Raw genomic sequence first — 26,845 nt, forward strand, 5'->3', positions numbered from 1 at the left:
AGCGGGGACCGCAAGTTATCTTGCGGTCCCCCTTTTAGACTTGACCAGGGGAATCCAAGCTCCGGTTAGAACTTAATATTTTTAACTTGCCATCTAGAAGAAACGGATTTTCTATGCCCATCGTGAGTGATGCTGAGCTCAACCGACGTCGACATGACATCCTCGTCGGTGCACGCAAGTGTTTCGCCGAGCATGGCTACGAGGGAGCTACGGTCCGCCTTCTAGAAGAGGCCACGGGCAAGTCCCGCGGCGCCATCTTCCACCACTTCGGCGACAAAGAGTCATTGTTCTTGGCGCTGGCGCGTGAAGACGCTGCCCGCCAGGCGGAGGTCGTTGCGAATAACGGCTTGGTCGAAGTAATGAGTGAAATGCTCCGCCACCCAGAGCGCCACGATTGGCTGGCTACTCGGTTGGAGATCTCATCGCTGCTGCGGACCGATCCTTCGTTCCGCGCGCGGTGGGTGGACCAACAATCGGTGCTTTCCGACGCAGTCCGTGCCCGCCTACAGTCCAACGCTGAGGAAGGTCGAATGCGCGACGACGTCAGCGTGGACACGTTGGTGCTCTACCTCGAGACCTTCATGGATGGCTTCATTTCCCGCCTGGCTCTCGGTGACCACGCTGGTCTTAGCGCTGTGCTAGACCTCGTGGAGCAAACCATCCGTAAAGATAAAGCGGGTGCCTAGCCGGCTTAAATACTGCTGACTGGATTCTCGCCATCGATGAAAGCCAACGGGCTAGCCGGAAGGCTCTCGCGGCCAACAACTTCAGTAATCACCTCGGCAACCAGCTCACGGCTAGTCTGGCCGTGAGGATTCGTATCCTCGATTACCTCGATGCCGCCCGCTGGCTCTTCCGTAAGCGCAGAAGGGCCGAGGATGACATAGTTCAGTTCAGAAGAATTCAGGCGGTTGTCTACCGCCTTCTTTGACTCAACGTAGGCGTACCAAGACTCATCATTGGGATCGGTCTCGTTGTGCGTTGCGCCAACGTAGGAGATCATCACGTAATCAGGTACCTTTTTGCCCTCTGCTTTGAGCAGCTCTAGGGCGTCGATAGTTGCCATTGCGCCATCGCGATCTACAGCCCAGGTAAGGTCTGCGCCGCCACGTCCGCCGTTACCGGCACCCCACACCACGACGTCGAAGTTTGCGAAGAGCTCAGCCCATTCTTGCGCGCTGGTTTTTGTGATGTCCTTCAGCACTGCGGTAGCGCCTAGGTTTTCAATCTCTTCCACTTGGGACTCGGAGCGGATCAGCGAATGAACGCTGTGGCCCGCTTTGACCATCTTCGGGGTGGCAAGCAGACCGACCTTTCCGTGTCCGCCAATGTACAGTACTTTCTTTTTCGTCAAAGTCATGGCCCCACCGTACGTGAAAGGCGATAGAATTTAATCCATGATTGCCATCATGACTGTTACCGGTGCGGATAGCACCGGAATTATCGCTTCTGTTACAACCAGTCTCGCTGAACTTGGAGTCAACATCGTTGACGTCTCCCAGACCTTGATGTCTGGCTTCTTCACGATGATTCTGCGCGTGGAATTCGATGAATCGCAGGTTACGATTCAGCAGATTCAGGAGGCCATGAACAAGGTGGGTGAAGACATTAACCAGTCCATCCGCGTTCAATCCGAGGCGCTGTTTACAGCGATGAACGAGATCTAAATATGCTCAATCGATTCAATACTGCAAGCATCCTCGACACAATCGAGATGATCGATAAGTACCGTCTCGATATCCGTACCGTCACCATGGGCATCTCGCTGCTTAGCTGCACGCGCTCTTCTATGGACGCTACAGCACAGGCTGTCTATGACTTGGTCACCGAGCGTGCCAAGCACTTAGTTGAGGTCTGCGAAGGCATCGAGCAAGAGCTCGGCATCCCGATCGTGAACAAGCGCATCTCGGTGACCCCGGTCAGCCTGATCGTTGCTGGGGTCGACGGCGACCCAGTCGAGGTAGCCAATGCGCTCGATCGCGCAGCGGCTGAGACCGGTGTGAACTTCGTCGGTGGTTACTCTGCTCTCGTGGAAAAGGGCGCCACCACTGCGGAAAAGCGCCTTATCAATTCCATTCCCGAGGCGCTTTCCACAACTGAGTTGGTCTGTTCTTCGGTGAATATTGCCTCCTCCCGCGCGGGCATCAACATGAACGCAGCCAAGCGCATGGGTGAAGTCATCAAGGAGGCCGCCGAACTGACCAAGTATCAGTCGGCGATCGCCTGCGCCAAGCTGGTGGTCTTTGCAAACTCCGTGGGCGACAACCCGTTCATGGCGGGTGCCTTCCACGGCATCGAGGAACCGGATTGCGTGGTTTCCGTGGGCGTTTCCGGCCCCGGCGTAGTTGACCGTGCGTTGGGCAACCTCGAGGGTGCCACCCTGGATCAGGTTGCCGAGGAGGTCAAGAAGGCCGCGTTTAAGATCACGCGTGCTGGCCAGCTCGTGGGCAACATGGCCTCCGAGCGCCTTGGCGTTCCCTTCGGCATCATTGACCTTTCCCTGGCGCCAACCGCCGAGCTCGGCGATTCCGTGGCACACATTCTGGAGCACATGGGCCTTGACCAGGTCGGTACTCATGGCACGACAGCCGCGTTGGCACTGCTTAACGACGCCGTGAAGAAGGGCGGCATGATGGCATGCTCGCGCGTCGGCGGCCTTTCGGGTTCCTTCATCCCGGTCTCCGAGGACAAGGGCATGATCGACGCAGTGCGTTCCGGTGCCATCTCCATGGACAAGCTGGAAGCCATGACCGCAATCTGCTCGGTCGGCTTCGACATGATTGCGCTTCCTGGCGATACCTCTGCGGCAACTATTGCCGGCATGATCGCGGATGAAGCCGCCATCGGTGTGATGAACCATAAGACCACCGCAGTACGCGTCATCCCGGTTCCGGATGCGGAAATCGGTGACGAGGTCAACTTTGGCGGCCTGCTAGGTTATGCGCCGGTCATCCCCGTGAACAAGGTGGGAAACTCCACGTTTGTCAACCGCGGCGGCTTTATCCCCGCCCCGGTCCACGGATTCCGCAATTAATGGCGTGTGGGTAATGGTGAAGGTTTCACCCTTCACCGTTTCCCGCGCTCCACGGATTCTCATCCTTGAGGTTTCGGGCGCTGCGTCAGTTCGCTAGGTTTATTTCGTCTACCTTTGCGTAGGAGGCGACCTCGGCCACGAATGCGGGATCGTGGCAGGTCAATACTATTGACGCCGATGCGGAGAGCGCGTTGTGAATGAGGCGATGGACCATCACTCTGCCACGGGCGTCGAGAAGCGTGTCCGGCTCATCAAGGATGAGAATACTGCGGCGCAGTGCCACCGCATGCGCTACCTGCGCGACCCGCAATTGCGACGCCGAGACGTCCAGTGGGTGCTCTTCTAGAGGTAGGTCAGGTATGAGATCTGGCTCCTGCACCCACGCTCCAATGGTGGGTTCGAGCACTTGGTCCATGGGCGATTGCAGCGCCATCGCGATGCTGGGATGGGCGGGTTCATTGCTGTCGAGGCCAGCGGCTGCGCGCAGCAACGTGGTCTTGCCTGAACCGTTTCCGCCACGCAGCCACAGCACTCCTCCGGGCCGCAGTTTCAAGTCCACCGGGCCAACCTCGAAAGAGCTGGATTCCGGAGCTTTGAGGTGCCACCAGCGCCTGGGTTTCGCACCGCGCTTGGCACGCAACTGGGATATCGTGATGCTTTCCGAACTCGGAGCCACGCGGGCAAGGTCTAGATTGCCGTCTGCGCTGGAGTCATGCTCGACGAGGATGACCGCGGTTTCCTTCAGCGTTCCGAGATAACTGGCGATGCGCTCGCGTGAATCGAGATCGAGGCCCGCCCACGGCTCGACCACGATGAGCACGGGTGGCTCGGCTATCGCGACCTGCGCGAGCGCAAGCCGGCGTGTTTGACCACCAGACAGGCTGGAGGGTTTGCGCATGCCGTCGAGGGCGACGTCGCAAAGCGCCTGCTCTATCCTGGCTTCCATGTCCTGCGGATCCATCCCAAGGTGTTCCAACGCAAGCGCTAGTTCTTCCCTGACTGTCTCGCGCAGGAGAGATACGTGTGCTGCCGCATCGGCGCCGATTACTGTGTCAACACCCAAAATCTCTGCGAGTTGATGCGCAACGTCGTCGGCATTTTCGCTAAAGCCCACGCGGACGGTCTTGCTTGTTCCTGGGACTAAATCCATAGCAATACTCCAAGAACGCTGATGATGGGCAGTGCCCACCGTACGATGCGCTGAACCAGGCTGTCTGGAACGGGGACCAAAACTGTGCGTCGGCCTGGTCTGTCGAATCCGATCGCGGCTAAGGCCTGGCCCCGTTGCGCGCCCTGGGTGAGCAGGCGTGCGATGACCGGGATGATGACACGGGAGGCAACGTTGCGAAAGGAAACCTTCACGCCGCTGAGGCGGTTAGCGTCGCGTACCGCGGCGATGGCGCGCGCACCCTCGGGCAGGGATTGAAGGGAGGCACCCACCACGTAGGCGGCTTTGTGGCCGAGGCGAGAGGTTTGGAGCCACTTGGCGACGTCGCTGACCTTAACCATGGCGGCAGCCGCCACGATACAGCCCATCAAGGCGGCGAAACGTAGGGAAAGTTGGCCTGAAAGAAGCAGGCCATCACTGGTGAGTAATGGGAATATACGGGCAGTGCCGTAGGGCGCGTGAATGAGCACCATCGATGCCGCGGCGGGAAGTGCAAGCACCGTGGTGGTAGCGACCACCGCTATTGAGCGTGATGCGATGGTGCCAAATATGAGCCACATGATGAACACAGCCGCATTGAGTAGGGGTGAGTTGACGGCCACGATGAGAAACCAGGTGGAGGCTGCGGCGCTAAAAACAGTGGCTGGGTGCATCATTAACGCGGGCGCAGGCTTTCGAGGGTGCGCTTCGGCAGTGCCTTGATTGCTGCCCACACGATGAGGAAGACGATGGCCTTATCGAGCGGATCGGAAATGAAGGACTGCAGGGTCACCGAAGCGATAAGCGAGTTTCCGAGCTCGCGGAAGAGCGAGACCACGGCGCCTGTTCCCAGGCCAGCGGTGCCGCCGTAAACGAATGCTGCGACGGGCGCGGCCAGCATGCCGGAAATGATTCCGATGATGGCGCCGGAAAGGATGACGGCCCACCACTTTTTGAAGGCGCCCTTGTTGATCGCCCAACCCGCAAGGAAACCTGTCGCAGCCGATACAGCCGCAAATGGCAGGGCTGCCGGGTTGAGAAGACCCCACACCACGGAGGATAAAGTACCCGTAGCCAGGCCAGCGATAGGGCCGGCAATGGCGGCGACGAGGATGGTACCCACGGAGTCGATGTAGAGCGGTACACCAATGGAACCGATGATCTCGCCGACGACGATGTTGAGGACCAACGCGACAGGGATGATTGCGATGGTTCGGGCGGGAAGCGCTGGCAGCGCGCCTGCAAGCAGTAAGGCGGCACCGAGCAAGTAGCCGACCAAGGTGATGAGTGCTTCAGTGGAGCCCGCGACGGACTCCCAGGAAGTCGGACGAACCAAAACGAGATAGATCCAGGTGGCTACGACGATGAGCGCACCGGCGATTACCAGGCCTTTGCGGGCTGGCGATAAAGAGATCTGTGACATGAAACTTTCACTTTGGGAAGTAGTAGATGTACAAAGTGTTGGCAAAATTCTGCCCTATGTCACCTCGGGCAGCCCATCAATAATAAGCGCACTAAACGCGACGAGCCAAAATCCCGGCCGCACGGGTGAGCTCTGCGTGCGCGCCTACGATATCTACGGCGGTCACCATGTGTGCGTTGGCCGGCGCATCCCAATGTCCCCGTAGGTCCGCCACGGATGTTCCGCGCAGCAACTGCGACTCAGCCTCCACATCCACGGTGGTGTTGTGCTTAAGGAAGTCCACCTTGCCAAGCGCGATCATGCAGGTGAGCAAGTCATGGATTTGAGCTTGGTAGCCCTCCCCTTGCTCTTGATGGAACTCGAAATAGAAGCGCAGGATCTCTGGAAGGTGGTGGGCCACCGGATGCTCGCCAAGCTCCGCGATGAGTCGCTCCAAGCGCGGCGGCGCAATGAGAAACTGCTCGGTCACTTCCAGTGAGCACAGCGTCGCTTGGCTGTTGCTTTCGCGCAAGTCGGCAAAGGCCTGCTTTGCGGCATGCGGGTCTACCCAGAAGTTCCACTCCGCTGTGGGCGTGGTGTTGCCGCGGTAGTTCACTGCGCCGCCCATCACTGTCATCTGGCTGAACTTGCTCACCCCGGCTAGCGCTGCATTGGTGAGCGGACCGGTGACGATGAGCTGCGCGCCCTGTTCAGCTGCGTTGTTCCACAGGTCCCGCCAGTTGTAATCGGAGTTCCAGTCCGGGGCCGTGACATAGCCCAGGCCAGCTGGGCCATGGGTTTCCGGGGTCGTTACCAGTGGAACCTCCAAGGGAGCTGGGTGGCCGGGTGCCACGGGGATCTCCCCTAGCCCGCATGCGCTGAGAATGAACGCCGCGTTGCGAGCAGTGGTGTCGACGTCGATGTTGCCGGCCGTCGTGGTGACACCAACGAGTTCAATCTCGCCGGCGTGGTGAAGCGCCGCGAGATAGATAAGGGCAAGGGCGTCATCAATTCCGGGATCGCAGTCAAGCAGGATGCGGGGCGTAGTCATCGGCTAAAGGCTCCTAAAAGACGAGGGTATCGAGGAATTTCTGGGCGCGCTCCGTCTGCGGGTTGTCAAAGAACGCATTGGGCTCGCCGGTCTCTACGATACGTCCTGCGTCCATGATCACAATCTGGTCCGACACTGCAATGTTTAGGCCAGCTCAACGATCTCTAAGTATTCGTCGTTCCATAGATCCTCATCGCCATCAGGCATGATGATGACGCGCTCGGGCTTGAGTGCTTTCACTGCTCCCGGATCGTGGGTGACCAATACGACTGCTCCAGTGTAGGAGCCCAGAGCGTCGAGGACCTGCTCACGCGATTGCGGGTCGAGGTTGTTGGTCGGCTCATCGAGGAGCAGTACGTTTGCGCGCGAGGAAACGAGAGCGGCAATGGAAAGTCGGGTCTTTTCACCACCGGAGAGCGTGCCTGCCGGTTGCTCCAGCTTGTCGCCGGAGAACATAAAGGCACCGAGGAGGCCGCGGAGATCCTGTTGGCCTGCGTTCGGGCAGGCTTCAATGGTGTTCTCCCACACGGTCTTGTTCGGGTCGATGTTGTCGTGCTCCTGCGCGAAGTAGCCGATACGCAGACCATGGCCGGAAACAATGCCGCCCTCACCGTCGGTGCGTTCTACTCCCGCAAGCAGCTTCAGCAACGTGGTCTTACCAGCTCCGTTGTAACCGAGAACAACCACGCGGGAACCCTTGTCGATGGCGAGATCGACGCCGGCAAAGACTTCCAAGGAGCCGTACATCTTGGTAAGACCCTTAGCGTTCATCGGGGTCTTGCCGCACGGCGCGGGCTCAGGGAACTTAATGTGCGCGACCTTGTCGGCCACGCGCACTTCGTCCAGTTGGTTCATCATGCGGTCCGCGCGGGCAAGCATCTGCTTGGCAGCGGCCGCCTTGGTGGCCTTCGCACCGAGCTTGGCAGCCTGCTTCTGCAGGGCCGAAGCCTTCTTCTCCGCATTGGCGCGCTCACGTCGGCGGCGAGCTTCGTCGGTAGCACGCGCATCCAGGTACTTCTTGAAGCCCATGTTGTAAATGTCGGCCTCGGCGCGCACCGCATCAAGGAACCAGATCTTGTTGCACACGGCCTCAAGGAGGTCCACATCGTGGGAGATCATAATGAGACCGCCCTCGTGCTTGGACAAAAAGCTACGCAGCCAGGTGATCGAGTCAGCGTCCAGGTGGTTAGTCGGCTCGTCCAGCAGCAGGGTGGTCTGGGATTTGCCCGAGCCAGCCGACGCTGCGAAGAGGATCTGTGCTAGCTCCACGCGGCGGCGCTGACCGCCGGAGAGAGTCTTCAACTGCTGGTCAAGGATGCGCTGCGGCAAGCCTAAGTTGTCGCAAATCTGCGCACACTCGGCGTCGGCCTCGTATCCGCCAAGAGCGTGGTACTCCTCCTCTAGACGGGAATACTTGCGGATGGCTTTGTCGCGGAACTTTTCATCCGTGGCAGTCTCCATCAGCTCCTGCTGCTTTGCCATACGGCGCTTGATCTCGTCCAAACCGCGGGCGGAGAGAACGCGCTCACGAGCGGTGATTTCGATATTGCCTTCGCGGGAGTCCTGTGGCAGGTAACCAATGGGGCCGGAACGCGTGACAGAGCCGCCATAGGGCTCGGTCTCCCCTGCCAGGATACGCATGGTGGTCGTCTTGCCCGCACCGTTGCGTCCGACCAGCCCGATGCGGTCGCCCGGCTGCACACGCAGGTGCTGGCCAGGGGCGTCGAGAAGCGTACGTGCGCCCACGCGCACCTCGAAATCATTGGTCACAATCACGAGGAATCAGTCTATCAACCGGCGCTAACAGGTCATAGCTGAGCCAAAACCAGAAAACAAGATAAGTCCCGCGGCCATTCGGCAGCGGGACTTATCAAGATGTGGAAGCTTAAATTGCTTGCCTAGACTGCGAAGCCTAGGGCCTGCAGCATTTCGCGGCCTTCCTCGGTGATCATGTTCGGACCCCATGGCGGCATCCAAACCCAGTTGATCTGGACGGCGTCAGCAAGCTTATTGCCCACCACTGCGTCTTCAACCTGCTCGCCGATGACATCGGTCAGCGGGCATGCCGGCGAGGTCAGCGTCATGTTGATCTTGGCGGTCTCCTTGCCGTCGACGTCCTCGAGCCAGACGTCATAAACCAAACCCAAGTCCACGACGTTGATGCCCAGCTCTGGGTCAATCACGTCACGCATGTACTCGGTGATGTCGTAGGCCTTGGCAATCTGCTCCTCGGTCTGCGGTGGGCGCTCGCCGCTGCCGGAAAAGTTGGCGTTGGAATCCTGATATGGATCTACTGGTTCAGACATTTATTTCTCCAGTTCATTGAGTGCTTCCATGGATGCGGCCTGAAAGGCCTTCCATCCGAGCAAAGCGCATTTGACGCGGGCGGGGAACTTGGCGACGCCGCCGAAAGCAACACCGTCTCCAATGATCTCATCGTCGCCCTCGATTTCTCCGCGGGAGGTGACCATCTTTTCGAACTCGTCGAGCTTCGCGCGCGCTTCATCCAAGGACTTGCCCACGATCTCCTCCGCCATGACGGAGGTGGAGGCCTGCGAGATGGAGCAGCCTTCGGCATCGTAGGAAACATCCTTTACGGTCTTGCCGTCCTCCGAAAGCTTCACGCGCAAGGTGATCTCGTCACCGCAGGATGGGTTGACGTGGTGAACCTCGGCCTGTCCTTCACGCAAGCCCGCGAATTTCGGGTTCTTATAGTGGTCCAGGATGACGTCCTGATACATCGAATCTAGATTCATTACTCCACTCCAAAGAATTCACGTGCTGCCTTGACGGCCTGGATGAGCTTATCGACTTCTTCCTCCGTGTTGTAGAGGTAGAAGCTGGCGCGCGCAGTCGAATTGACGTTGCCCGCACGGTGCAGCGGCCACGCGCAGTGATGACCGGTGCGGATCGCGACGCCGTACGAATCCAGGACCTGGCCCAGATCGTGCGGGTGCACGCCATCGACGACGAACGAGACCGCACCACCGCGGCTTTCGGTATCCTTCGGGCCCACGATGTGCAGACCAGGGATTTGCTGCAGGCCTTCTAGTGCACGGGCGGTGAGTTTTTGCTCATGCGCATGGATATTGTCCATGCCGATTTCAGACAAGAACTTCACCGCCGCACCAAGACCAACTACCTGGCTGGTCATCTGAGTGCCCGCCTCAAAGCGAGTCGGCGGCGCGGCGAAGGTGGTCTTATCCATCTTCACGATTTCGATCATCGAACCACCCGTTAGGAAAGGCGGGAGCTTTTCCAGTAGCTCAGCCTTTCCGTACAGGGCACCGATGCCGGTCGGACCACACATCTTGTGGCCTGAGAACGCGGCAAAGTCGACGTCGAGCGCGTGAAAATCCACCGCCATGTGTGGCACGGACTGGCAGGCGTCGAGGACGACCAAGGCGCCGACCTCACGAGCACGGCGCACCAGCTCATCGACGTCGGCCACCGCACCGGTGACGTTGGACTGATGGGTAAAAGCCACTACCTTGACGGAATCGTCGAGCTCGAGGGATTCGAGATCGATGCGGCCGTCTTCGGTCATGGAATACCACTTCAGCTGCGCACCGGTGCGCTGGCACAGTTCCTGCCATGGCACGAGATTGGCGTGGTGTTCCAGCTCGGTAATGACCACGGTGTCGCCCTCGCCTACGTACAGATCGCCTGCGCGTTCGTCGGAAAGCACGTAGGCAACCTCGTTGAGAGCCTCAGTTGCGTTCTTGGTGAACGCAATCTCATCGCGATCCGCGCCCACGAAAGCCGCGATGGCTTGGCGAGCGGACTCGTAAGCGTCGTCAGCCTCCTCCGCCAGCTGATAGGAACCGCGGTGGACCGGAGCGTTCGTGCCTAGCACGAACTCCTCCTCGGCCTTCCACACTGGCAGCGGACGCTGGGACGTAGCTCCCGAATCGAGGTACACCAGCGGCTTATCGTCGCGTACGGTGCGGCTCAGGATCGGGAATTGCTCCCTGATGGCACAAACGTCGAAGTTAGACATTGTCCTTCTTACTTAACGAATTGATCGTAACCGGACTCTTCAAGCTGGTCAGCCAGCTCAGCGCCGCCGGTCTTGATGACCTGGCCGTTGGCAAAGACGTGGACGAAGTCCGGTTTCACGTAATTGAGGATGCGCTTGTAGTGGGTAATCATCAAGATGCCGCCGTTGGTCTCCTCTTGGAAGCGGTTGATGCCCTCGGAAACAACGCGGAGAGCATCGACGTCCAGGCCGGAGTCGGTCTCATCCATGATTGCGAACTTTGGCTTGAGCAGATCGAGCTGCATAACCTCGTGACGCTTCTTCTCGCCACCGGAGAAGCCCTCGTTGACGGCACGGTGTGCGAAGGACTTATCGATGGAGAGCTTCTCACGTGCCTCGGTTAGTTCCTTGTTCCACTCGCGCAGCTTCGGGGCCTCGCCGCGGACAGCGGTGACTGCGGAGCGCATGAATTGAGCCATCTTGACGCCCGGAACCTCGGTTGGGTACTGCATAGCCAGGAAGAGGCCAGCGCGTGCGCGCTCATCAACTTCCATCTCGAGGACGTTTTCGCCATCGAGCAGGATCTCGCCCTCGGTTACTTCGTACTTTGGATGACCAGCGATGACGTAGGACAAGGTGGACTTGCCGGAGCCATTCGGGCCCATGACGGCGTGGGTCTCACCGGACTTGATGGTCAGGTTGACGCCCTTGAGGATTTCCTTGGCCTCGCCGTCCTCCTCGTTCGGGAGGACCTGCGCGTGGAGATTCTTGATTTCCAGGGTAGACATTGAGTTAGACCTGCTTTCGGGGATTGTTTCTAAGCGTTGATTTTTTCGAGCTCGTCAATGACGCGGGTTTCTAGATCCTCGCGCAAGGACTCAACTGGAATGCGGGAGATGACCTCGGAGAAGAAGCCGCGGATGATGAGGCGGCGTGCCTCTGCAGCCGGGATACCGCGCGACATCAGGTAGAACAGCTCGAGGTCGTCGAAGCGGCCAACGGTTGCGGCATGGCCAGCACCCACGATTTCGCCGGTCTGAATCTCTAGGTTCGGGATCGCATCGGCGCGCGCACCCTCAGTCAGGATGAGGTTGTTGTTGGTCTCATAGGTATCGGTGTTGTTGGCATCCTTGCGGATCAGTACGTCGCCAACCCAGCAGGTGCGGGCCTCGACACGGCCAGACTCGGCGGAACCGTCAGCGTGGGTTTCACCCTGCAGCGCACCCTTGTAGAACACGCGGGAGCGGCAGTTCGGTACTGAATGGTCAACGAGCAGGCGGTTCTCGAAGTACTGGCCTGCATCGGCGAAGTAGACGCCGAGCATCTCTGCGTCGCCGCCTGGAGCGGTAAAGGCTACGCGTGGAACGATTCGCACGATTTCGCCGCCGAAGATGGCGGTGTTGTGGCGCAGAACAGAATCTCGACCCATGGAGGCTACCTGGTGGCCCAGGTGTACCGCGTTGTCTTCCCAGTCAGCGTCGACAACAACGGTGACGTTGGCGCCGTCGCCGACGATGAACTCAACGTTGTCAGCGTGGGTGCCGGAACCGACGTACTTGAGCACGACGGTGGCCTCTGCGTGGTGGCCTACCTGGATGGAGGTTGCCCCGAAGGAGGTCACGCCCTCACCCGCGCCAGTGATGGTGATTTCCACTGGCTTATCCAGCTGAGCCTCAGCATCGATGGTGACCAACTGCGCCTCTGGCATGGAAGACCATGCCTGGGCTGCAACGCGGTCTGCAGGCGCACCTGCCTTGCCCAGACGGGAATCGTCGGCAGCGACAGTCTCGGAGCTAACGCCTTCCGGTGCGCTGACTGCAATCTTCTGCGCTACCGCCGGAGCGAACTCGCCGTTGTGCAAGCCACGCAGGTTACGCAGGGCGATAAAACGCCAAACCTCGTCGCGACCGTGTGGTACTGGGAAGTCCTCCACATTGAAAGACGTGAACTGATCGCCCTTGGTGACGTCAGCCGGATTGAATTCGTTAGATGCGACCACTTAGCCCACCGATCCTTCCATCTGCAGTTCAATAAGGCGGTTGAGCTCGAGGGCGTACTCCATCGGGAGCTCCTTTGCGATTGGCTCCACGAAGCCGCGCACGATCATCGCCATTGCCTCTTCTTCCGCGATGCCGCGGGACATGAGGTAGAACAGCTGCTCTTCGGAAACCTGGGACACCGTTGCCTCGTGGCCCAAGGTCACGTGGTCATTACGGATGTCGTTGTACGGGTATGTATCGGAACGCGAATTGTTGTCCACGAGCAATGCGTCGCACTCGACGTTCGCGGTCGAGTTGGAGGCGTTCGCGTTGACCTGCACCAGGCCGCGGTAAGCCGCGCGGCCACCGTTGCGGGCGACGGACTTGGACACGATGTTGGAGGACGTATGCGGGGCCATGTGCAGCATCTTGGAACCGGTGTCCTGAACCTGATCCTCGCCAGCGAAGGCCAGAGAGAGAACTTCGCCCTTGGCATGCTCGCCGGTCAGCCAACAAGACGGGTACTTCATGGTGACCTTGGAACCGATGTTGCCATCGACCCATTCCATGGTGCCGCCCTCTTCCACCTTTGCGCGCTGGGTAACCAGGTTGTAAACGTTGGTGGACCAGTTCTGGATCGTGGTGTAGCGGCAACGGCCGCCCTTCTTCACGACGATCTCGATAACGCCGGTGTGCAAAGAATCGGAGTTGTAGATAGGAGCGGTACAACCCTCGATGTAGTGAACATAAGCGTCTTCCTCAACGACGATGAGGGTGCGCTCGAACTGGCCCATGTTCTCGGTGTTGATGCGGAAGTATGCCTGCAACGGAATATCCACGTGCACGCCCTTTGGAACATAGACAAAGGAGCCGCCGGACCAGCAGGCATTGTTCAGCGCGGAGAATTTATTATCGCCAGCCGGGATGACGGTGCCGAAGTACTCCTGGAGAATTTCCGGGTACTCGCGCACTGCGGTATCGGTATCGACAAAGATAACGCCCTGGGCCTCAAGGTCCTCGCGAATCTTGTGGTAGACAACCTCAGACTCGTACTGCGCAGCAACGCCGGAGACCAGGCGCTTCTTCTCGGCATCCGGGATACCCAGCTTGTCGTAGGTCTCCTTGATATCAGAAGGAAGATCGTCCCAGGTCTGCGCCTGCTTCTCAGTGGAGCGGACGAAGTACTTGATGTTGTCGAAGTCGATAGCGGAAAGATCCGGGCCCCACGTTGGAACCGGCTTCTTGTTAAAAATGCGCAGTGCCTTCAGACGGGATTCCAGCATCCACTCCGGCTCGTTCTTCTTCTCAGAGATATCGCGGACGACGTCCTCGCTGAGTCCTCGGTGAGCCGCCTGGCCCGCTTCGTCGGAATCGTGCCAGCCGTACTCATAGCCACCGATGGAAGAGATGATCTCGTCATCACTCATCTTGGTCTCGAGGCCTGGCGCCGGTTGTGCCTGAGTCATAACCCGCTCCTTTCGTCTAATGATTTGTTTTCCGGTCTTGGCTAACCGGTGTCAAGGGGATGTTTGTCAAGGGGATGTTTGTGGTGCAGATTCCATGGCCATCTGCAATAGAAGCCAAGGGCTGCACGTGTTTACCTAACAGGGCAGAAAAGACTTCCTGTTCAGCCTCACATAGTTCCGGATGCTCTGCAGCCACATGGGCGACTGGGCAATGGTGCTGGCAAATCTGCACACCAAAGCCGGCACTGTTGACGGTCGCAGCATAGCCATGTTCGTCCAAGACAGCAGCCAACTTTTGGGCAACTTCCTCTATGGACTCATCTTCCCCGATAAGCGGGTGCACGTCCTCAAGGAGCTTTTCAAAGCGGGCTTTTGCGAAATTGCGCACGGCCTCGGCTCCACCTGCCGCCCTTAGGGCGTTCAGGGCATCGGAAGCCAGTGCGTCGTAGGCATGCCCGAATTGTGCACGCCCGCGGTCTGTGAGGCGGAAATGCTTGGCGGGGCGGCCGCGGCCAGCCGCGAGCGACTTACGCTGGACCACCTCCGTGAGCTCTTCTTCCACCAGAATGTCTAAGTGCCGGCGGATACCGGCGGCCGAAAGACCTAGGCGCTCGCCAAGATACGAGGCCGTAACCGGCCCATCCTTAAGAAGGAGAAGCATGACCTGGCGGCGGGTATCGCCTTCAGTGGTTCTGGTCTCCTTTTCTGGGACCATCTGCTACACCTCCCGTCTTGAATGCGAACGACTATTTTTAGACAACACTAGTGTTCCCTAATTCATTCCCAATTTCCACCAACGCAGGTACCCGGCGTGGCGAGCCCTCACCCCCAACCCAATTGGCGGCCCGCTAGAGTAAACATTTATGAAACAACGCCTCACTGCTTTCCTCACGGGTATCCGCCAGGATCTCCCGCGTCTTGGCAGTGCGGGATCGCGTTCCGCGCAGCTGCATGCCGATGGAAATAGCGAAGATGCGGCCGGCTCCCTGCCCGGCGCACTCTATGATCTTCTGCCAGATGAAGACGCCGCTCGCCCGCGTACCACCATCGCCCAGCTGCGCGCCTTCTTTGTGCTGCGATGGATGGGCACGCTGGGTGCCATCCTCATCGCCGTCGGCGGCCTTGGGGCCGGCGCGCTGCCCGTAGTAGGCAACCCCTATGACAACGTGCCCTTCGGGTCATTGATGTCGCGCATGTTGCAATCGGCTTCTGCCCTCGTCTTCTGCGGTGTAGGCCTGATGGTCACCGCATGGGTGCTCATGGCCCCGTTTGTTGGAACGCCTTTGCGCAACACCGAAAACAATGGCGAGCATTCACGGCCAGGCCGGTTGGTTACTGAAAGCCAGCTCTGGCGCACCTGGGCCGGTTGGGTGATCCCGCTTATCTTCACTGCGCCCCTTTTTACCCAGGACATTTATTCCTATTTGGCCAACGGCTCCATCGTCGCCCAGGGCCTCGATCCATACTCTGGTGGCCCGGTGGAGCTTCTCGGTTCAGCCGATCCTTTGGCGCGCTCGGTCCCCTTCATCTGGGCTAACTCGCCCTCGCCTTATGGCCCCGTCGCACTCGGGTTGGCCGGGATAGTCAGCGTGCTCACCAGCAATTCGATCATCCTGGGGGTTATCGCACACCGCCTGCTTTCGCTAGCCGGCATCATCGCCGCTGGCTGGGCCATCTCGCAGTTGGCTATCCGCTGCCGAGTCTCGCCCGAGTCCGCACTGTGGTTGGGCATCCTTAACCCGCTGACAACGTTGCACCTGGTAGGTGGCATCCACAATGAATCGGTCATGCTGGGATTGGCCTTGGTTGGCGTTGAGCTCGGCCTGCGCGGCGTCGACCGCCTAGGCGGCGCTCCGGCATGGCTGTACTTTTTATGCTCGGGGTTGCTCATATCATGCGCCGGAATGGTCAAAGTTACGGGCTTCATTGGACTGGGATTCGTCGGAATGGCTCTCGCCCGCGTGCTGCTCATCCGCCGCGGATACTCCACCCCACGCGCCATCGGTAGCGCCATCGCCCTGCAATTTTTCATCCTGATGGCCGCAATTGCCCTTGTCACGCTGACTTCCGGGATCGGGCTTGGCTGGATAACCGGGCAAGGCGGCGCGGCATCCATCCGCTCGTGGTTGTCCTCTAGTACTGCAGTCGGCGTCAGTGCTGGCTTCCTCGGAATGCTCTTAGGACTGGGCGATCACACCGACGCCATCCTCACTTTCACCCGTACCATCGGCGTCATCATCGCAGCCGGTTTCATGCTGCGTATGTTGCTAGCCACCTATCGTGGCAGCATCCACCCGGTAGGCGGCCTCGGCATCGCCACCTTGGTGCTGGTCATCTTCTTCCCGGTGGTTCACCCGTGGTACATCCTGTGGGCCGTACTGCCCTTGGCGGCGTGGGCCAACCGTCTCATCTTCCGTATCACGGTGGTTATATATTCTGCGGCGATGAGTTTCTTCGTGCTCCCTCGGGGCCTTGGCCTACCGCCCGGCACAATCTTGGTCATTTATACCGCAGCTATCGTCACTTATCTCGTGGTCATGGGACTGTGGATGGTGCTATTACGCCGTTCGCGAATCAGTGTCCTAAACTAGGCACTCGTGAATGCAACTTTCGATGGAGCACCAGCGCTAGAGCTCAGCAACGTGGTCAAGTCCTTCGGCGATAAACGGGCCGTCGACGGACTCAGCTTCCGCGTAGAACGCGGCGAGATGCTGTGCCTGCTTGGACCTAACGGCGCCGGCAAAACCACCACCATCGAGATGTGTGAAGGCTTTAAGAAGCCGACGTCGGGAAGCATCCGCGTCTTGGGCCTTAATCCCAGCACCGACCCCGATGCCGTGCGCGAGCGCATCGGCATCATGCTCCAGGGCGGCGGTTCCTACTCTGGCATCCGCGTACGCGAGATGCTGCAGCTCAGCGCCAAGTACAGTGCAAACCCGCTCGATCCCGACTGGCTGATTGAACAGCTGGGGCTTAAAGGAGTGGAGAAAAACACTTATCGACGCCTCTCCGGTGGCCAGCAACAGCGCCTGTCCCTAGCGCTGGCAATCATCGGCCGCCCGGAGTTGGTCTTCCTCGATGAACCAACTGCAGGGCTCGACGCCCAATCCCGCTTGGCCGTGTGGGATCTCATCCGCGCGCTCCGCAACGACGGCGTAACCACCGTTTTGACCACCCACCTGATGGACGAGGCCGAGGCTTTGGCTGACCATGTGGTCATCGTGGACCACGGACACATGGTGGCGCAGGGTACAACGGCAGAGCTCATGGAATCCACGGGCTCACCTCTCATCACTTTCGAGACAGCCACCGAGGTGGACCTTAACGCGCTCAACACGGCAGGGCTGCCCACTGAGGCCACCCGCCCACTGCACTACCGCGTGGAAACCCCGGCTACCCCAGACGTCATCGCCCGCCTGGCCCAGGAGCTTGCCCAGCAAAGCGTTACCTTGCGCAACCTGGACACCACCCACCGCAACCTTGAGGATGTCTTCCTCGACATCACCGGCCGCGAGCTGCGCAGCTAAGGAGTAATCATGACGCGTTTCGAACCAGGAACCTTTCAGCCTCACCCGCAGCGTGCCAGCGTCTGGACCATGGCACGAGCTCAGGGCCTAATCGAGTCCAAACTCATGCTGCGCCATGGTGAGCAGCAACTGCTCAGCATCGTCATTCCCCTGGCCTTTTTGATTGGCGCCGCACGGATGGAGAACATCACCGGCCACGGCCTGAAAGAAATATTCCCCATGGTCTTGGCTGTGGCGGCCACAAGCTCCGGCTTTACCGGCCAAGCCATCGCGCTGGCCTTTGACCGCCGATACGGCGCACTGAAGCGAACCGGCGCCTCCGGCGTCCCGGCCTGGACCATCATCGTGGGCAAGATTGCCGCTGTCTTCTCAATGGTCGCGGTCCAAGTCCTCGTCCTCGGCGGTGTTGCCTTCCTGCTTGGCCTTCGGGCTAGCCTTGGCGGCATCTTGCTGGGGCTTATCACCCTCATCCTGGGCGTGTGCGCCTTCACCGCGCTCGGCCTGCTGCTCGGCGGCACTTTAAGTTCCGAGGTAGTCCTCGCGGTTGCGAACCTCATCTGGTTCATTCTGATGGGAGTCGTCGGCTGGGCCATGTACACCCAGGGCTTGAGCAATGACGGCATCCTTACCGTGGTGCCCACCGTCGCGATGGCAAGCGCGCTCGCCGACGCCCTCAACCACACCTTCCCCTGGCAGGAACTACTCGTGCTCCTCGCCTGGGCCGGCGCCGCCTCCTTCGCAGCGGTGCGCTGGTTCCGCTTCGAGGGCTAGTCGCGCACCTGGCCGCACCACGCGGGCTTGATCCGTTTGATGAGGGCTCACATCTGCAAATGGTGAGGTCACCCCGTAACAGCTGTGACCCGAGTATTGCGCTGAGACTGGTGCAGCCTCACCTCACCAAGTCGACCTCACCATTTGGAAACTGCGAAATGCAACCGCGAAAAAGTTCCATTTCTGGCAGCAAATGTGACTTTTATCTTTTTCGCTCCCGCAGGCATTCGGGGTTTCGTTCCGAGCCTGTCCGAGCGGTAGTCTTTTTAACGTGAATTCCGGTAACAAAGTATCTACGTTTTTCCGCGAGGCGACGCCCGCCATCAAGGCGCAGCGTTTCATCGCGATGATTCTGCTTGTCTGCCAAGGCGGCATTACCGTATCCGGCGCCATTGTGCGCGTTACTGGTTCCGGCCTTGGCTGCATCACCTGGCCCGAGTGCCACCCGGGCTCGCTTGTTCCTCTCTCCGGCGCAGCACCGTGGATCCACCAACTCATCGAGTTCGGTAACCGCCTACTTACCTTCGTCGTCACGGCCGCCGCAGTGGCTGCCATCATGGCGATGCATATGGCGCGCCGCCGCACTGAGTTGAAGGTTTACGCGTGGTTGAACTTGGCCGGCATCGTGGTTCAGGCAATCATCGGCGCCATCTCCGTTTTATTGAAGCTCAACTGGTGGGCCGTGGCGCTGCACTTCCTGCCATCGATGGTTCTCGTCTGGTTGGCTGCAATGCTTTACTCCCGCATCCTTGAGCCTGACGACGGCGTGCGTACCCAGATCTTCCCGCAGGCCATCCGCGTGTTGGCCGCGATGGCATCCATTGCCCTCGCCGTGGTTCTCACCACCGGCACCATGGTCACCGGCTCTGGTGTCCACTCTGGCGACGATGGCGTCGGCATGGAAGGGCGCCTCAACGTCGATACCGAGATGATGGCCGTGGCTCATGCGATTTGCATGTACGCCTACCTGATCCTCACCGTCATTGTGGTCTTCATGCTTTACCGCGTTCAAGCACCAGCTTTGGTCAAGAAGGCCGCGTGGATGCTCATCGCCTGCATTCTCATCCAATGGGGTATCGGCGTCGCCCAGTTCTACATGCACATCCCGCGCTGGACGGTGCCAATCCACATCGGCATGTCTTCCGTAGTCACCGCTTTCACCGCTCTCCTATGGGCGCATGGTGTTCGCCGCGTCAACGGCACAGAGGGCCTGAAGACTGGCTCCCCAGCAGCCGAAGAAAAGTTCGCTGCACGGCAGGCAACACTGGCGAAATAAAACTTAAACCAGGTTGTAGACTCCCGAGACTTAATAGTCTTCGGCGAAACCGCTCCACCTACTCAAACCGGCCCTGAGGCCGTTCGGTGGAGCGGTTTTCCTGCATGTATGCGAGTAGCTGCGATAGCCTTGAAACATGTACGCAATTCAGGTCAACCACAAAGGTGGCCCAGAGGTCCTCGAGTATGTAGAGACTTCGGCACCCACCCCTACCGAGGATCAGCTGCTTGTCGACGTAATCGTGGCCGGTGTCAACTACATCGACACCTATTACCGCGAAGGCATCTACAGCGCCACGCCTCCTTTCATCCTCGGCCTCGAAGGCACTGGTCGCGTTGTCCACGACCCAAAGGGCGAAATCGCCGAGGGCACCATGGTGGCTTGGGACCACGCTTTCGGCTCCTATGCGGAGCAAGTATGCGTGCCGCGCGACCGCATCGTTGCGGTCCCCGATGACTTCCCGCCTGAGGTAGCTGGTTCGATGCTCCTGCAGGGAATGACCGCTCATTACCTAGCAAATGGCGTGTACCAGCTCGGCGAGGGCGCCTCCTGCCTTATCACCGCGGGCGCAGGAGGCGTGGGCCTTATCCTCACCCAAATGGCTAAGGCAGCCGGTGCCACGGTTTACACGGTGGTCTCTACCGATGAAAAAGAAGCCTTGTCATACGAGGCTGGCGCTGACCAAGTGTTCCGTTACGGCGAAGGACTTGCTGAGCAGGTTCGCCGCTTCAACGGTGGTTTCGGTGTGGACGTTGTCTACGACGGCGTCGGCAAGGATACCTTCATGGAGTCGCTCGAAGTGGTGCGTCCACGCGGCACCGTGGCACTGTTTGGCGCGGCCTCCGGCCCGGTTCCACCGATGGATCCGCAGCTACTCAACAAGCACGGCTCAATCTTTTTGACCCGGCCTTCTCTGGGCGCGTGGACCTCCCAGGAAGGCGAGTTCCAAATGCGTGCCCAGGCAGTCGTTCAGGCGGTAACCGACGGCGACGTGGTCTTCAACGTCACGGCCTCCTACCCGCTCGCAGAAGCCGCGCAAGCCCATCGCGATCTCCAAGAGCGCAAGACCACCGGTTCTATCGTCTTAAGAGTGCGCGAGGACAACTAGGCTAGGTTTTATTGCCGCTTGTTCTATTTCACCTTCAGACCCACCAAGTTGGCTGATCGTGTTAGAACCAAGCCGTCGACCAGCCAAGCATGCTGCCGATGGATTCCCAGCCCAGCACAGCGTCGATAGATAGGCCGATGAACAAGACCGACAGGTAGTTATTGGAGTAGATGAACAAGCGCATGGGCTTGACCTTTTCGCCCTGCTTGACGCCTCGGTGAAGTGCAACGGCAATCCACAAGAAGACGGCGCCGGAACCAACTGCAGCCACCAAATAGATCCACGAGGCGGCAGGGATGATCAGGAAGGTCACGATGAGCGTACCGACCGTGTACCAGACAATCTGGCGGGTTACCTCGACCTCAGGGGCGACTACCGGCAGCATCGGAACGCCTGCCTTGCGGTAGTCCTCCTTGTACTTCATTGCCAGTGCCCACGTATGCGGCGGTGTCCAAAAGAAGATAATAAGGAACAGCACGATAGCCTGCCACCACTTATCGGGCTCACCAGCAGGGGCATTGTCACGAATTACTGCCCATCCCACCATCGCCGGCATACAGCCAGCGAGGCCGCCCCAGACGATGTTTTGGGAATTGCGCATCTTCAAAAACTTCGTATAGACGAAGACATAGAAGAAGTTAGTCAGGATGACGAAGAACGCTGCCAGCCAGGAGTGCGCCAGAACGCCCAGCCAGAAGACCGAAAGCGCCAACATCACCCACGCAAAGATGGCAGCATTGCGGCGCGAGATACTCGCACGCACGAGCGGCCTAGCGCGAGTGCGCTGCATTTTCTGGTCGATCTCATAGTCCACCACATTGTTGAAGGTGTGGGCAGCCGCAGCGCCCATCCAGCCGCCGAAGATGGTGGAAAGGATTAGCCAGAAGTTATCCGTGACGGATTCAACACCACGCTGCGCTTGGAGCATCGCCGGAATTGCGGCGACTAGCAAAAGCTCAATGATCCTCGGCTTCGTCAGCGCAAAATAGGCCTTTAACGTCTCCAAGGAATATTCCTCCAGTATCTGGCACGGGGTAAATTTTTGTGGCCGCCTGGTTATGGCCGCAATCTAGTTGTCGGCTTCGGGGGTTAGAAAGTTCCCCCGCCTTTAACCAAGGCTTCTTAACCATGCCAGCCTACAGTTTCTTGGACCGTTTTAGATAATCCACCACAATCCGTGACAATCCACCACCCGTTAATCAAAACATCTAGACTTGAGGGGTCAATACTCAACCGATCCACAAAGTAAGGGGCGTCCCCAGTGTCGCAAGAAAAGCTGACCCCAGAATTGCAAGCCATGGTCGAGCGCCGTTATCCGGCTGACTGGACTGATGTGGATACTCGCGCGGTCGACACCGTCCGCGTTCTCGCAGCAGATGCTGTCCAAAAGTGCGGCTCCGGCCACCCCGGCACCGCGATGTCCCTGGCACCGTTGGCTTATACCCTGTACCAGCGCGTCATCAATCATGACCCGAACGATGTTAAGTGGGCCGGCCGCGACCGTTTCGTTCTTTCTGTTGGTCACTCCTCGCTGACGCAGTACATCCAGCTTTACTTGGGCGGCTTCGGCCTGGAGCTGGAGGACCTCAAATCCCTCCGTACCTGGGGTTCGCTGACGCCAGGCCACCCCGAGGTCAACCACACCGACGGCGTGGAGATCACCACCGGCCCGCTCGGCCAGGGGTTGGCCTCCGCAGTCGGCATGGCCATGGCGGCCCGCAAGGAACGCGGGCTTTTCGACGCCGCAGCCCCGGCCGGCGAGTCCCCGTTCGATCATTTCGTTTACGTCATCTCCTCTGATGGTGACCTACAAGAAGGCGTTACCGCCGAGGCTTCCTCGCTGGCAGGGACCCAGAAGCTGGGCAACCTCATCGTCTTTTGGGATGACAACCGCATCTCCATCGAGGACGATACGAACATCGCCTTCAACGAGGACGTCGTAGCGCGCTACGAGGCCTACGGCTGGCACGTCCAGACCGTCGAGTCCGGTGAAGACGTCGAGGCGCTCGAGGCCGCTGCACAGGCCGCCCGCGAGGAAACCGAGCGCCCATCTTTCATCCGCGTCAAGACCGTCATCGGTTACCCGGCACCAAACAAAATGAACACCGGCGGCGTGCACGGCGCTGCGCTAGGTGATGAAGAGGTTGCCGCCACCAAGGAAGTTCTGGGCTTCGATCCAGAAAAGACTTTCGAGGTCTCCGACGAGGTAGTAGCCCACACCCGCAAGCTGCGTGAGCGCGGCGCCGAGGCGAACGCTAAGTGGCAGGAAAAGTTCGACGCTTGGGCTGCCGCAAACCCAGAGGGCAAGGCGCTCTTTGACCGCATGCAGGCACGTAAGCTGCCGGAGAACTTCGCAGCAGAATTACCGGTCTGGGACGAGGGTGATTCCATCGCTACCCGTAAGGCCTCTGAGGCCACCATCCAGGCACTGGCTGCTGCAGTTCCGGAGATGTGGGGCGGTTCCGCCGACCTGGCTGGCTCCAACAACACCGTCATCAAGGGCGCCCACTCCTTCGGCCCTGAGTCCATCACCACCGGCGCTTGGGATGCTAAGCCTTACGGCCGCAACCTCCACTTCGGTATTCGCGAGCACGCGATGTCCGCAGTCATGAACGGCATCGCGCTGCACGGCAACACCCGCGTTTACGGCGGCACCTTCCTGATCTTCTCCGAGTATCAGTACCCGGCCGTCCGTCTCGGTGCCTTGATGTCCACCGATACTTACTACGTCTGGACCCACGACTCCATCGGCTTGGGCGAGGATGGCCCAACCCACCAGCCGGTCGAGACCTTGGCTGCCCTTCGTGCTATCCCGAATCTCTCGGTCATCCGCCCAGCCGACGCCAACGAGACTGCGCAGGCTTGGGCCGCCGCCTTCGAGTACAAGGCAGCTCCAAAGGGCCTTGCGCTTTCCCGCCAGAACCTGCCGGTGCTTGCCGGCACCAAGGAAAAGGCAGCCGAGGGCGTACGTCGTGGCGCCTACGTCTTGGTAGAAGCATCCAAGGAAACCCCAGACGTCATCCTGCTGGCCACCGGCTCCGAGGTGCAGCTGGCTGTCGAGGCCGCAAAGCAGCTCGAAGCAGAAGGCACCGCCACCCGCGTTGTCTCTGCGCCATGCCTGGAATGGTTCGACGAGCAGGACGATGCCTACCGCGAGTCCGTGCTGCCTTCCGCAGTCCGCGCCCGCGTCTCCGTCGAGGCTGCTCTCGCAATGCCTTGGTACAAGTACACCGGCACCTTCGGCCGCAATGTCTCCCTCGAGCACTTCGGCGCTTCTGCCCCAGCCGGCGAGCTCTTCGAGAAGTTTGGCATCACCACCGAAGCCGTAGTCAACGCCGCCCACGAATCCATCACCGCTAGCAAGTAAGGAAAACATGTCGCATATTGATGAACTCGCTCAACTCGGTACCTCTACCTGGTTGGACGATCTTTCCCGCGAGCGCCTAGACTCCGGCAACCTCGAGGAGATCATCTCCTCCAAGTCCATCGTGGGTGTCACCACAAACCCGGCCATCTTCGCCGCTGCGATGTCCAAGGGCACCGCTTACGATGCCGCGATTGCGCAGCTTAAAGAAGAGGGCGCAAAGGCTGACGACGCCGTCTATGCCCTTGCCATCGAGGATGTTGCCCGCGCATGCGATATGTTCGCAGGAATCTACGAGGCATCTTTAGGCCGCGACGGGCGCGTTTCCATCGAGGTCGATCCCCGCATCTCCGCCGATGCCGAGGCCACCATCCAGCAGGCACGCGAGCTGTGGGCGCGCGTTAACCGTCCGAACCTGATGATCAAGATTCCAGCCACCGAGGGTTCCCTTCCGGCCATCGCTGACGCGCTTGCCGATGGCATCTCCGTCAACGTCACCTTGATCTTCTCCGTCGAGCGCTACGGTGAAGTCATCGACACCTTCAAGAAGGGCCTGCGCCGCGCCGAGGAGGCCGGCCACGACGTTTCCAAGATTCACTCCGTGGCTTCCTTCTTCGTCTCCCGTTTGGACAGCGAAGTCGACAAGCGCCTCGAGGCAATCGGAAGCGATGCTGCCTTGGCAGCGCGCGGCAAGGCGGGCGTCGCCAATGCCCAGCGCGCCTACGCCCTGTTCAAGAAGGAGCTGCTGGAGGCAGGCGATCTTCCCGCAGGAGCGAATGTGCAGCGCCCGCTGTGGGCGTCGACGGGCGTTAAGAACCCCGACTACCCCGCTACCTTGTACGTTTCCGAGTTGGCTGGCCCGCACACGGTCAACACCATGCCGGAAAAAACTATCGACGCAGTGCTAGCAGAAGGCAACTTGCACGGTGATACCCTAAGCGATTCCGCCGAGCAGGCAGAAGCCGTCTTCACCGAGCTGGCAGAACTCGGTATCGACTTCGACGATGTCTTCGCGGTCCTAGAAAAAGAGGGCGTCGATAAGTTCGTCGCCGCTTGGGAAGAACTTCTGGAATCGATGGCCGCGCGCCTGTAGCTGCGGCCGCCTATTTGGCCGCGCGCCCCGCTGACTAACCTCGGCGGGGCGCTTGTCGCTAGAATGTGTCGCTGGAGAATTAAATTGGGAAAGGAACCCCCTGTGACGGAATCGAGCGCCTGGGTAAATCCACTGCGCAACGCGAAGGACAAGCGCCTACCGCGCATCGCCGGTCCCTCGGGCATGGTGATTTTCGGTGTAACCGGTGACCTCGCTTATAAGAAACTGCTACCCGCCATCTACGACCTTGCACACCGCGGCCTCCTGCCCGCTGGTTTCACCTTGGTTGGCTATGGCCGCCGTGACTGGAACAAACAAGAGTTCTGCGACTACGTGATGGGTGCAGTCAAGGCAGGCGCCCGTACCAAGTTCAACGAGCATGTCTGGCAGCACCTGGCGCAGGGCATCGAGTTCGTGCACGGAGCTTTTGATGACGCCGGCTTCGACGCCCTGTCCGCACGCTTGGCGGAGCTAGATTCCTCCCGCGGTACCGGCGGCAACTGGGCTTATTATCTTTCTGTTCCACCGGAGTTCTTCTCCAGCATCTGCCACCAGCTTGAGCGCGTTGGCATGGCCAACAGCGCTGACGATTCTTGGCGCCGTGTCATCATTGAAAAACCTTTCGGCCACGACCAAGCATCTGCTCGTGAGCTCAATGAGATTGTCAACGCGGTCTTTCCGGAGTCTTCCGTATTCCGCATTGACCACTACCTTGGCAAGGAAACCGTCCAGAACATTATGGCGCTGCGCTTTGCCAACCAGATCTTCGAGCCGATGTGGAATGCGCACTACATCGACCATGTGCAGATCACTATGGCAGAGGACATCGGCTTGGGAGGCCGCGCCGGCTACTATGACGGCATCGGCGCCGCCCGCGACGTTATCCAGAACCACCTGTTGCAGCTGCTCGCCCTCGTAGCTATGGAAGAGCCTTCTTCCTTTGAACCGGAGGCACTGCAGGCGGAAAAGATCAAGGTCTTGCGCGCGACTCAGGCGGTTCACCCGTTGAACAAGACCACCGCCCGCGGCCAGTATTCTGCAGGTTGGCAGGGCTCCGAGTACGTGCGGGGCCTGCGTGAGGAGGACGGATTCGATCCTGCTTCTACCACTGAGACCTATGCGGCCTGCACCCTTGAGGTCAACTCCCGTCGCTGGGCCGGTGTGCCTTTCTACCTGCGCACCGGCAAGCGCCTCGGCCGCCGCGTCACCGAGATCGCACTGGTATTCAAGACCGCCCCGCACCAGCCGTTCGACAACGGTCAGGCAGAGGCCCTCGGCCAGAACGCCGTGGTCATTCGCGTCCAACCAGACGAGGGCGTAACAATGCGCTTCGGTTCAAAGGTGCCGGGTTCCACCATGGAAGTCCGCGATGTCAACATGGACTTCGCCTACGCAGAGGCCTTCACCGAGGAATCTCCTGAGGCTTATGAGCGCCTCATCCTCGATGCTTTGCTCGACGAGTCCTCACTTTTCCCGACCAACGAGGAAGTCGAGCTCTCCTGGTCCATCCTCGACCCAATTCTTGACTATTGGGCCAAGGCCGGGCAGCCGGAAGAGTACCCAGCGGGCACTTGGGGCCCTGAATCCGCCAACACGATGCTGCGCCGCCGAGGCCATACCTGGCGTCGCCCTTAAGGAGGCCACAGCG

Annotated in this window: 25 protein-coding genes; 11 read left to right on the forward strand and 14 right to left on the reverse strand. The window is 59.6% G+C overall.

Annotated elements, in window-relative coordinates; all coding sequences use genetic code 11:
• Window positions 1–113: 113 nt before the first annotated feature.
• Window positions 114–686 (forward strand): TetR/AcrR family transcriptional regulator, encoded by a 573-nt coding sequence (locus tag WM42_RS00550; RefSeq protein WP_062035063.1) that lies wholly within the window; start codon window positions 114–116, stop codon window positions 684–686.
• Window positions 687–691: 5 nt separating this feature from the next.
• On the opposite strand, the gene WM42_RS00555 is transcribed toward WM42_RS00550, so the two are convergent.
• Window positions 692–1,360 (reverse strand): SDR family oxidoreductase, encoded by a 669-nt coding sequence (locus tag WM42_RS00555; protein ID WP_062035065.1) that lies wholly within the window; start codon window positions 1,358–1,360, stop codon window positions 692–694.
• A 37-nt stretch (window positions 1,361–1,397) separates the two neighbouring features.
• Here WM42_RS00555 and WM42_RS00560 point away from each other — a divergent pair, with 37 nt between their 5' ends.
• Both WM42_RS00560 and WM42_RS00565 read left to right on the forward strand, forming a co-directional pair.
• On the forward strand, window positions 1,398–1,667 hold the full coding sequence (locus WM42_RS00560) for an ACT domain-containing protein (protein WP_062035067.1): 270 nt from the start codon (window positions 1,398–1,400) through the stop codon (window positions 1,665–1,667).
• Between the two features lie 2 nt (window positions 1,668–1,669).
• Window positions 1,670–3,034, forward strand: a complete 1,365-nt coding sequence (locus tag WM42_RS00565; RefSeq protein ID WP_062035069.1) for a PFL family protein — start codon at window positions 1,670–1,672, stop codon at window positions 3,032–3,034.
• Window positions 3,035–3,119: 85 nt separating this feature from the next.
• Here WM42_RS00565 and WM42_RS00570 read toward each other — a convergent pair whose 3' ends face one another.
• The 12 genes from WM42_RS00570 to WM42_RS00625 form a co-directional block, all read right to left on the reverse strand.
• Complete coding sequence (locus WM42_RS00570; protein ID WP_062035071.1) at window positions 3,120–4,184, reverse strand: ATP-binding cassette domain-containing protein; 1,065 nt, start codon at window positions 4,182–4,184, stop codon at window positions 3,120–3,122.
• Window positions 4,175–4,858: an energy-coupling factor transporter transmembrane component T family protein gene (locus WM42_RS00575; protein ID WP_062035073.1), complete on the reverse strand. Its 684-nt coding sequence runs from the start codon at window positions 4,856–4,858 to the stop codon at window positions 4,175–4,177. Before WM42_RS00575 ends, WM42_RS00570 begins: the two co-directional genes overlap by 10 nt.
• Window positions 4,858–5,604: a glycosyl transferase family 9 gene (locus WM42_RS00580; RefSeq protein ID WP_062035075.1), complete on the reverse strand. Its 747-nt coding sequence runs from the start codon at window positions 5,602–5,604 to the stop codon at window positions 4,858–4,860. The genes WM42_RS00575 and WM42_RS00580 overlap by 1 nt, the downstream gene beginning before the upstream one ends.
• Window positions 5,605–5,695: 91 nt before the next feature.
• Window positions 5,696–6,634: a nucleoside hydrolase gene (locus tag WM42_RS00585; protein WP_062035077.1), complete on the reverse strand. Its 939-nt coding sequence runs from the start codon at window positions 6,632–6,634 to the stop codon at window positions 5,696–5,698.
• A 144-nt stretch (window positions 6,635–6,778) separates the two neighbouring features.
• Window positions 6,779–8,410, reverse strand: coding sequence for an ABC-F family ATP-binding cassette domain-containing protein (locus tag WM42_RS00590; RefSeq protein ID WP_062035079.1), 1,632 nt, complete (start codon window positions 8,408–8,410; stop codon window positions 6,779–6,781).
• 122 nt (window positions 8,411–8,532) lie between these two features.
• Window positions 8,533–8,940 (reverse strand): metal-sulfur cluster assembly factor, encoded by a 408-nt coding sequence (locus WM42_RS00595; RefSeq protein ID WP_062035081.1) that lies wholly within the window; start codon window positions 8,938–8,940, stop codon window positions 8,533–8,535.
• Window positions 8,941–9,390, reverse strand: coding sequence for a Fe-S cluster assembly sulfur transfer protein SufU (gene sufU / locus WM42_RS00600; protein ID WP_061922380.1), 450 nt, complete (start codon window positions 9,388–9,390; stop codon window positions 8,941–8,943).
• Window positions 9,390–10,634 (reverse strand): cysteine desulfurase, encoded by a 1,245-nt coding sequence (locus WM42_RS00605; protein WP_062035083.1) that lies wholly within the window; start codon window positions 10,632–10,634, stop codon window positions 9,390–9,392. Before WM42_RS00605 ends, sufU begins: the two co-directional genes overlap by 1 nt.
• Window positions 10,635–10,642: 8 nt before the next feature.
• Window positions 10,643–11,401, reverse strand: a complete 759-nt coding sequence (gene sufC, locus WM42_RS00610) for a Fe-S cluster assembly ATPase SufC (RefSeq protein WP_062035085.1) — start codon at window positions 11,399–11,401, stop codon at window positions 10,643–10,645.
• A 29-nt stretch (window positions 11,402–11,430) separates the two neighbouring features.
• A complete protein-coding gene (gene sufD, locus WM42_RS00615; RefSeq protein ID WP_062035087.1) occupies window positions 11,431–12,612 on the reverse strand; it encodes a Fe-S cluster assembly protein SufD in 1,182 nt (393 codons plus the stop codon).
• Window positions 12,613–14,058, reverse strand: coding sequence for a Fe-S cluster assembly protein SufB (gene sufB / locus WM42_RS00620; protein ID WP_062035089.1), 1,446 nt, complete (start codon window positions 14,056–14,058; stop codon window positions 12,613–12,615).
• Window positions 14,059–14,074: 16 nt separating this feature from the next.
• Entirely contained in the window at window positions 14,075–14,773 is a 699-nt protein-coding gene (locus tag WM42_RS00625; RefSeq protein ID WP_062035091.1) for a helix-turn-helix transcriptional regulator, read from the reverse strand.
• A 148-nt stretch (window positions 14,774–14,921) separates the two neighbouring features.
• On the opposite strand from WM42_RS00625, the gene mptB reads away from it, so the two are divergent.
• The 5 genes from mptB to WM42_RS00650 all read left to right on the forward strand — a co-directional run bounded on the left by mptB (window position 14,922) and on the right by WM42_RS00650 (window position 20,740).
• Window positions 14,922–16,649, forward strand: coding sequence for a polyprenol phosphomannose-dependent alpha 1,6 mannosyltransferase MptB (gene mptB, locus WM42_RS00630; RefSeq protein WP_062035093.1), 1,728 nt, complete (start codon window positions 14,922–14,924; stop codon window positions 16,647–16,649).
• Window positions 16,650–16,655: 6 nt separating this feature from the next.
• The gene (locus WM42_RS00635; RefSeq protein ID WP_062035095.1) at window positions 16,656–17,585 is read left to right on the forward strand and encodes an ABC transporter ATP-binding protein; all 930 of its coding nucleotides are present in this window, start codon (window positions 16,656–16,658) and stop codon (window positions 17,583–17,585) included.
• Between the two features lie 9 nt (window positions 17,586–17,594).
• Window positions 17,595–18,356 (forward strand): ABC transporter permease, encoded by a 762-nt coding sequence (locus tag WM42_RS00640; protein WP_062035096.1) that lies wholly within the window; start codon window positions 17,595–17,597, stop codon window positions 18,354–18,356.
• A 271-nt stretch (window positions 18,357–18,627) separates the two neighbouring features.
• The gene (locus WM42_RS00645) at window positions 18,628–19,632 is read left to right on the forward strand and encodes a COX15/CtaA family protein (protein ID WP_062035098.1); all 1,005 of its coding nucleotides are present in this window, start codon (window positions 18,628–18,630) and stop codon (window positions 19,630–19,632) included.
• A gap of 136 nt (window positions 19,633–19,768) precedes the next feature.
• Complete coding sequence (locus WM42_RS00650; protein WP_062035100.1) at window positions 19,769–20,740, forward strand: quinone oxidoreductase family protein; 972 nt, start codon at window positions 19,769–19,771, stop codon at window positions 20,738–20,740.
• Between the two features lie 61 nt (window positions 20,741–20,801).
• On the opposite strand, the gene WM42_RS00655 is transcribed toward WM42_RS00650, so the two are convergent.
• Window positions 20,802–21,746 carry a heme o synthase gene (locus tag WM42_RS00655; RefSeq protein ID WP_062035102.1) on the reverse strand — a complete coding sequence of 315 codons (945 nt, stop codon included), beginning with the start codon at window positions 21,744–21,746 and terminating at the stop codon, window positions 20,802–20,804.
• Between the two features lie 291 nt (window positions 21,747–22,037).
• On the opposite strand from WM42_RS00655, the gene tkt reads away from it, so the two are divergent.
• The 3 genes from tkt to zwf all read left to right on the forward strand — a co-directional run bounded on the left by tkt (window position 22,038) and on the right by zwf (window position 26,832).
• Window positions 22,038–24,107, forward strand: coding sequence for a transketolase (gene tkt, locus WM42_RS00660; RefSeq protein WP_201057435.1), 2,070 nt, complete (start codon window positions 22,038–22,040; stop codon window positions 24,105–24,107).
• Between the two features lie 7 nt (window positions 24,108–24,114).
• Complete coding sequence (gene tal / locus WM42_RS00665; protein WP_062035106.1) at window positions 24,115–25,197, forward strand: transaldolase; 1,083 nt, start codon at window positions 24,115–24,117, stop codon at window positions 25,195–25,197.
• A 63-nt stretch (window positions 25,198–25,260) separates the two neighbouring features.
• Window positions 25,261–26,832 carry a glucose-6-phosphate dehydrogenase gene (zwf, locus tag WM42_RS00670; RefSeq protein ID WP_082787598.1) on the forward strand — a complete coding sequence of 524 codons (1,572 nt, stop codon included), beginning with the start codon at window positions 25,261–25,263 and terminating at the stop codon, window positions 26,830–26,832.
• The last annotated feature ends 13 nt before the right edge of the window (window positions 26,833–26,845 follow it).

Origin of the sequence: Corynebacterium simulans, from assembly GCF_001586215.1 — a bacterium.
Classification (GTDB): domain Bacteria; phylum Actinomycetota; class Actinomycetes; order Mycobacteriales; family Mycobacteriaceae; genus Corynebacterium; species Corynebacterium simulans.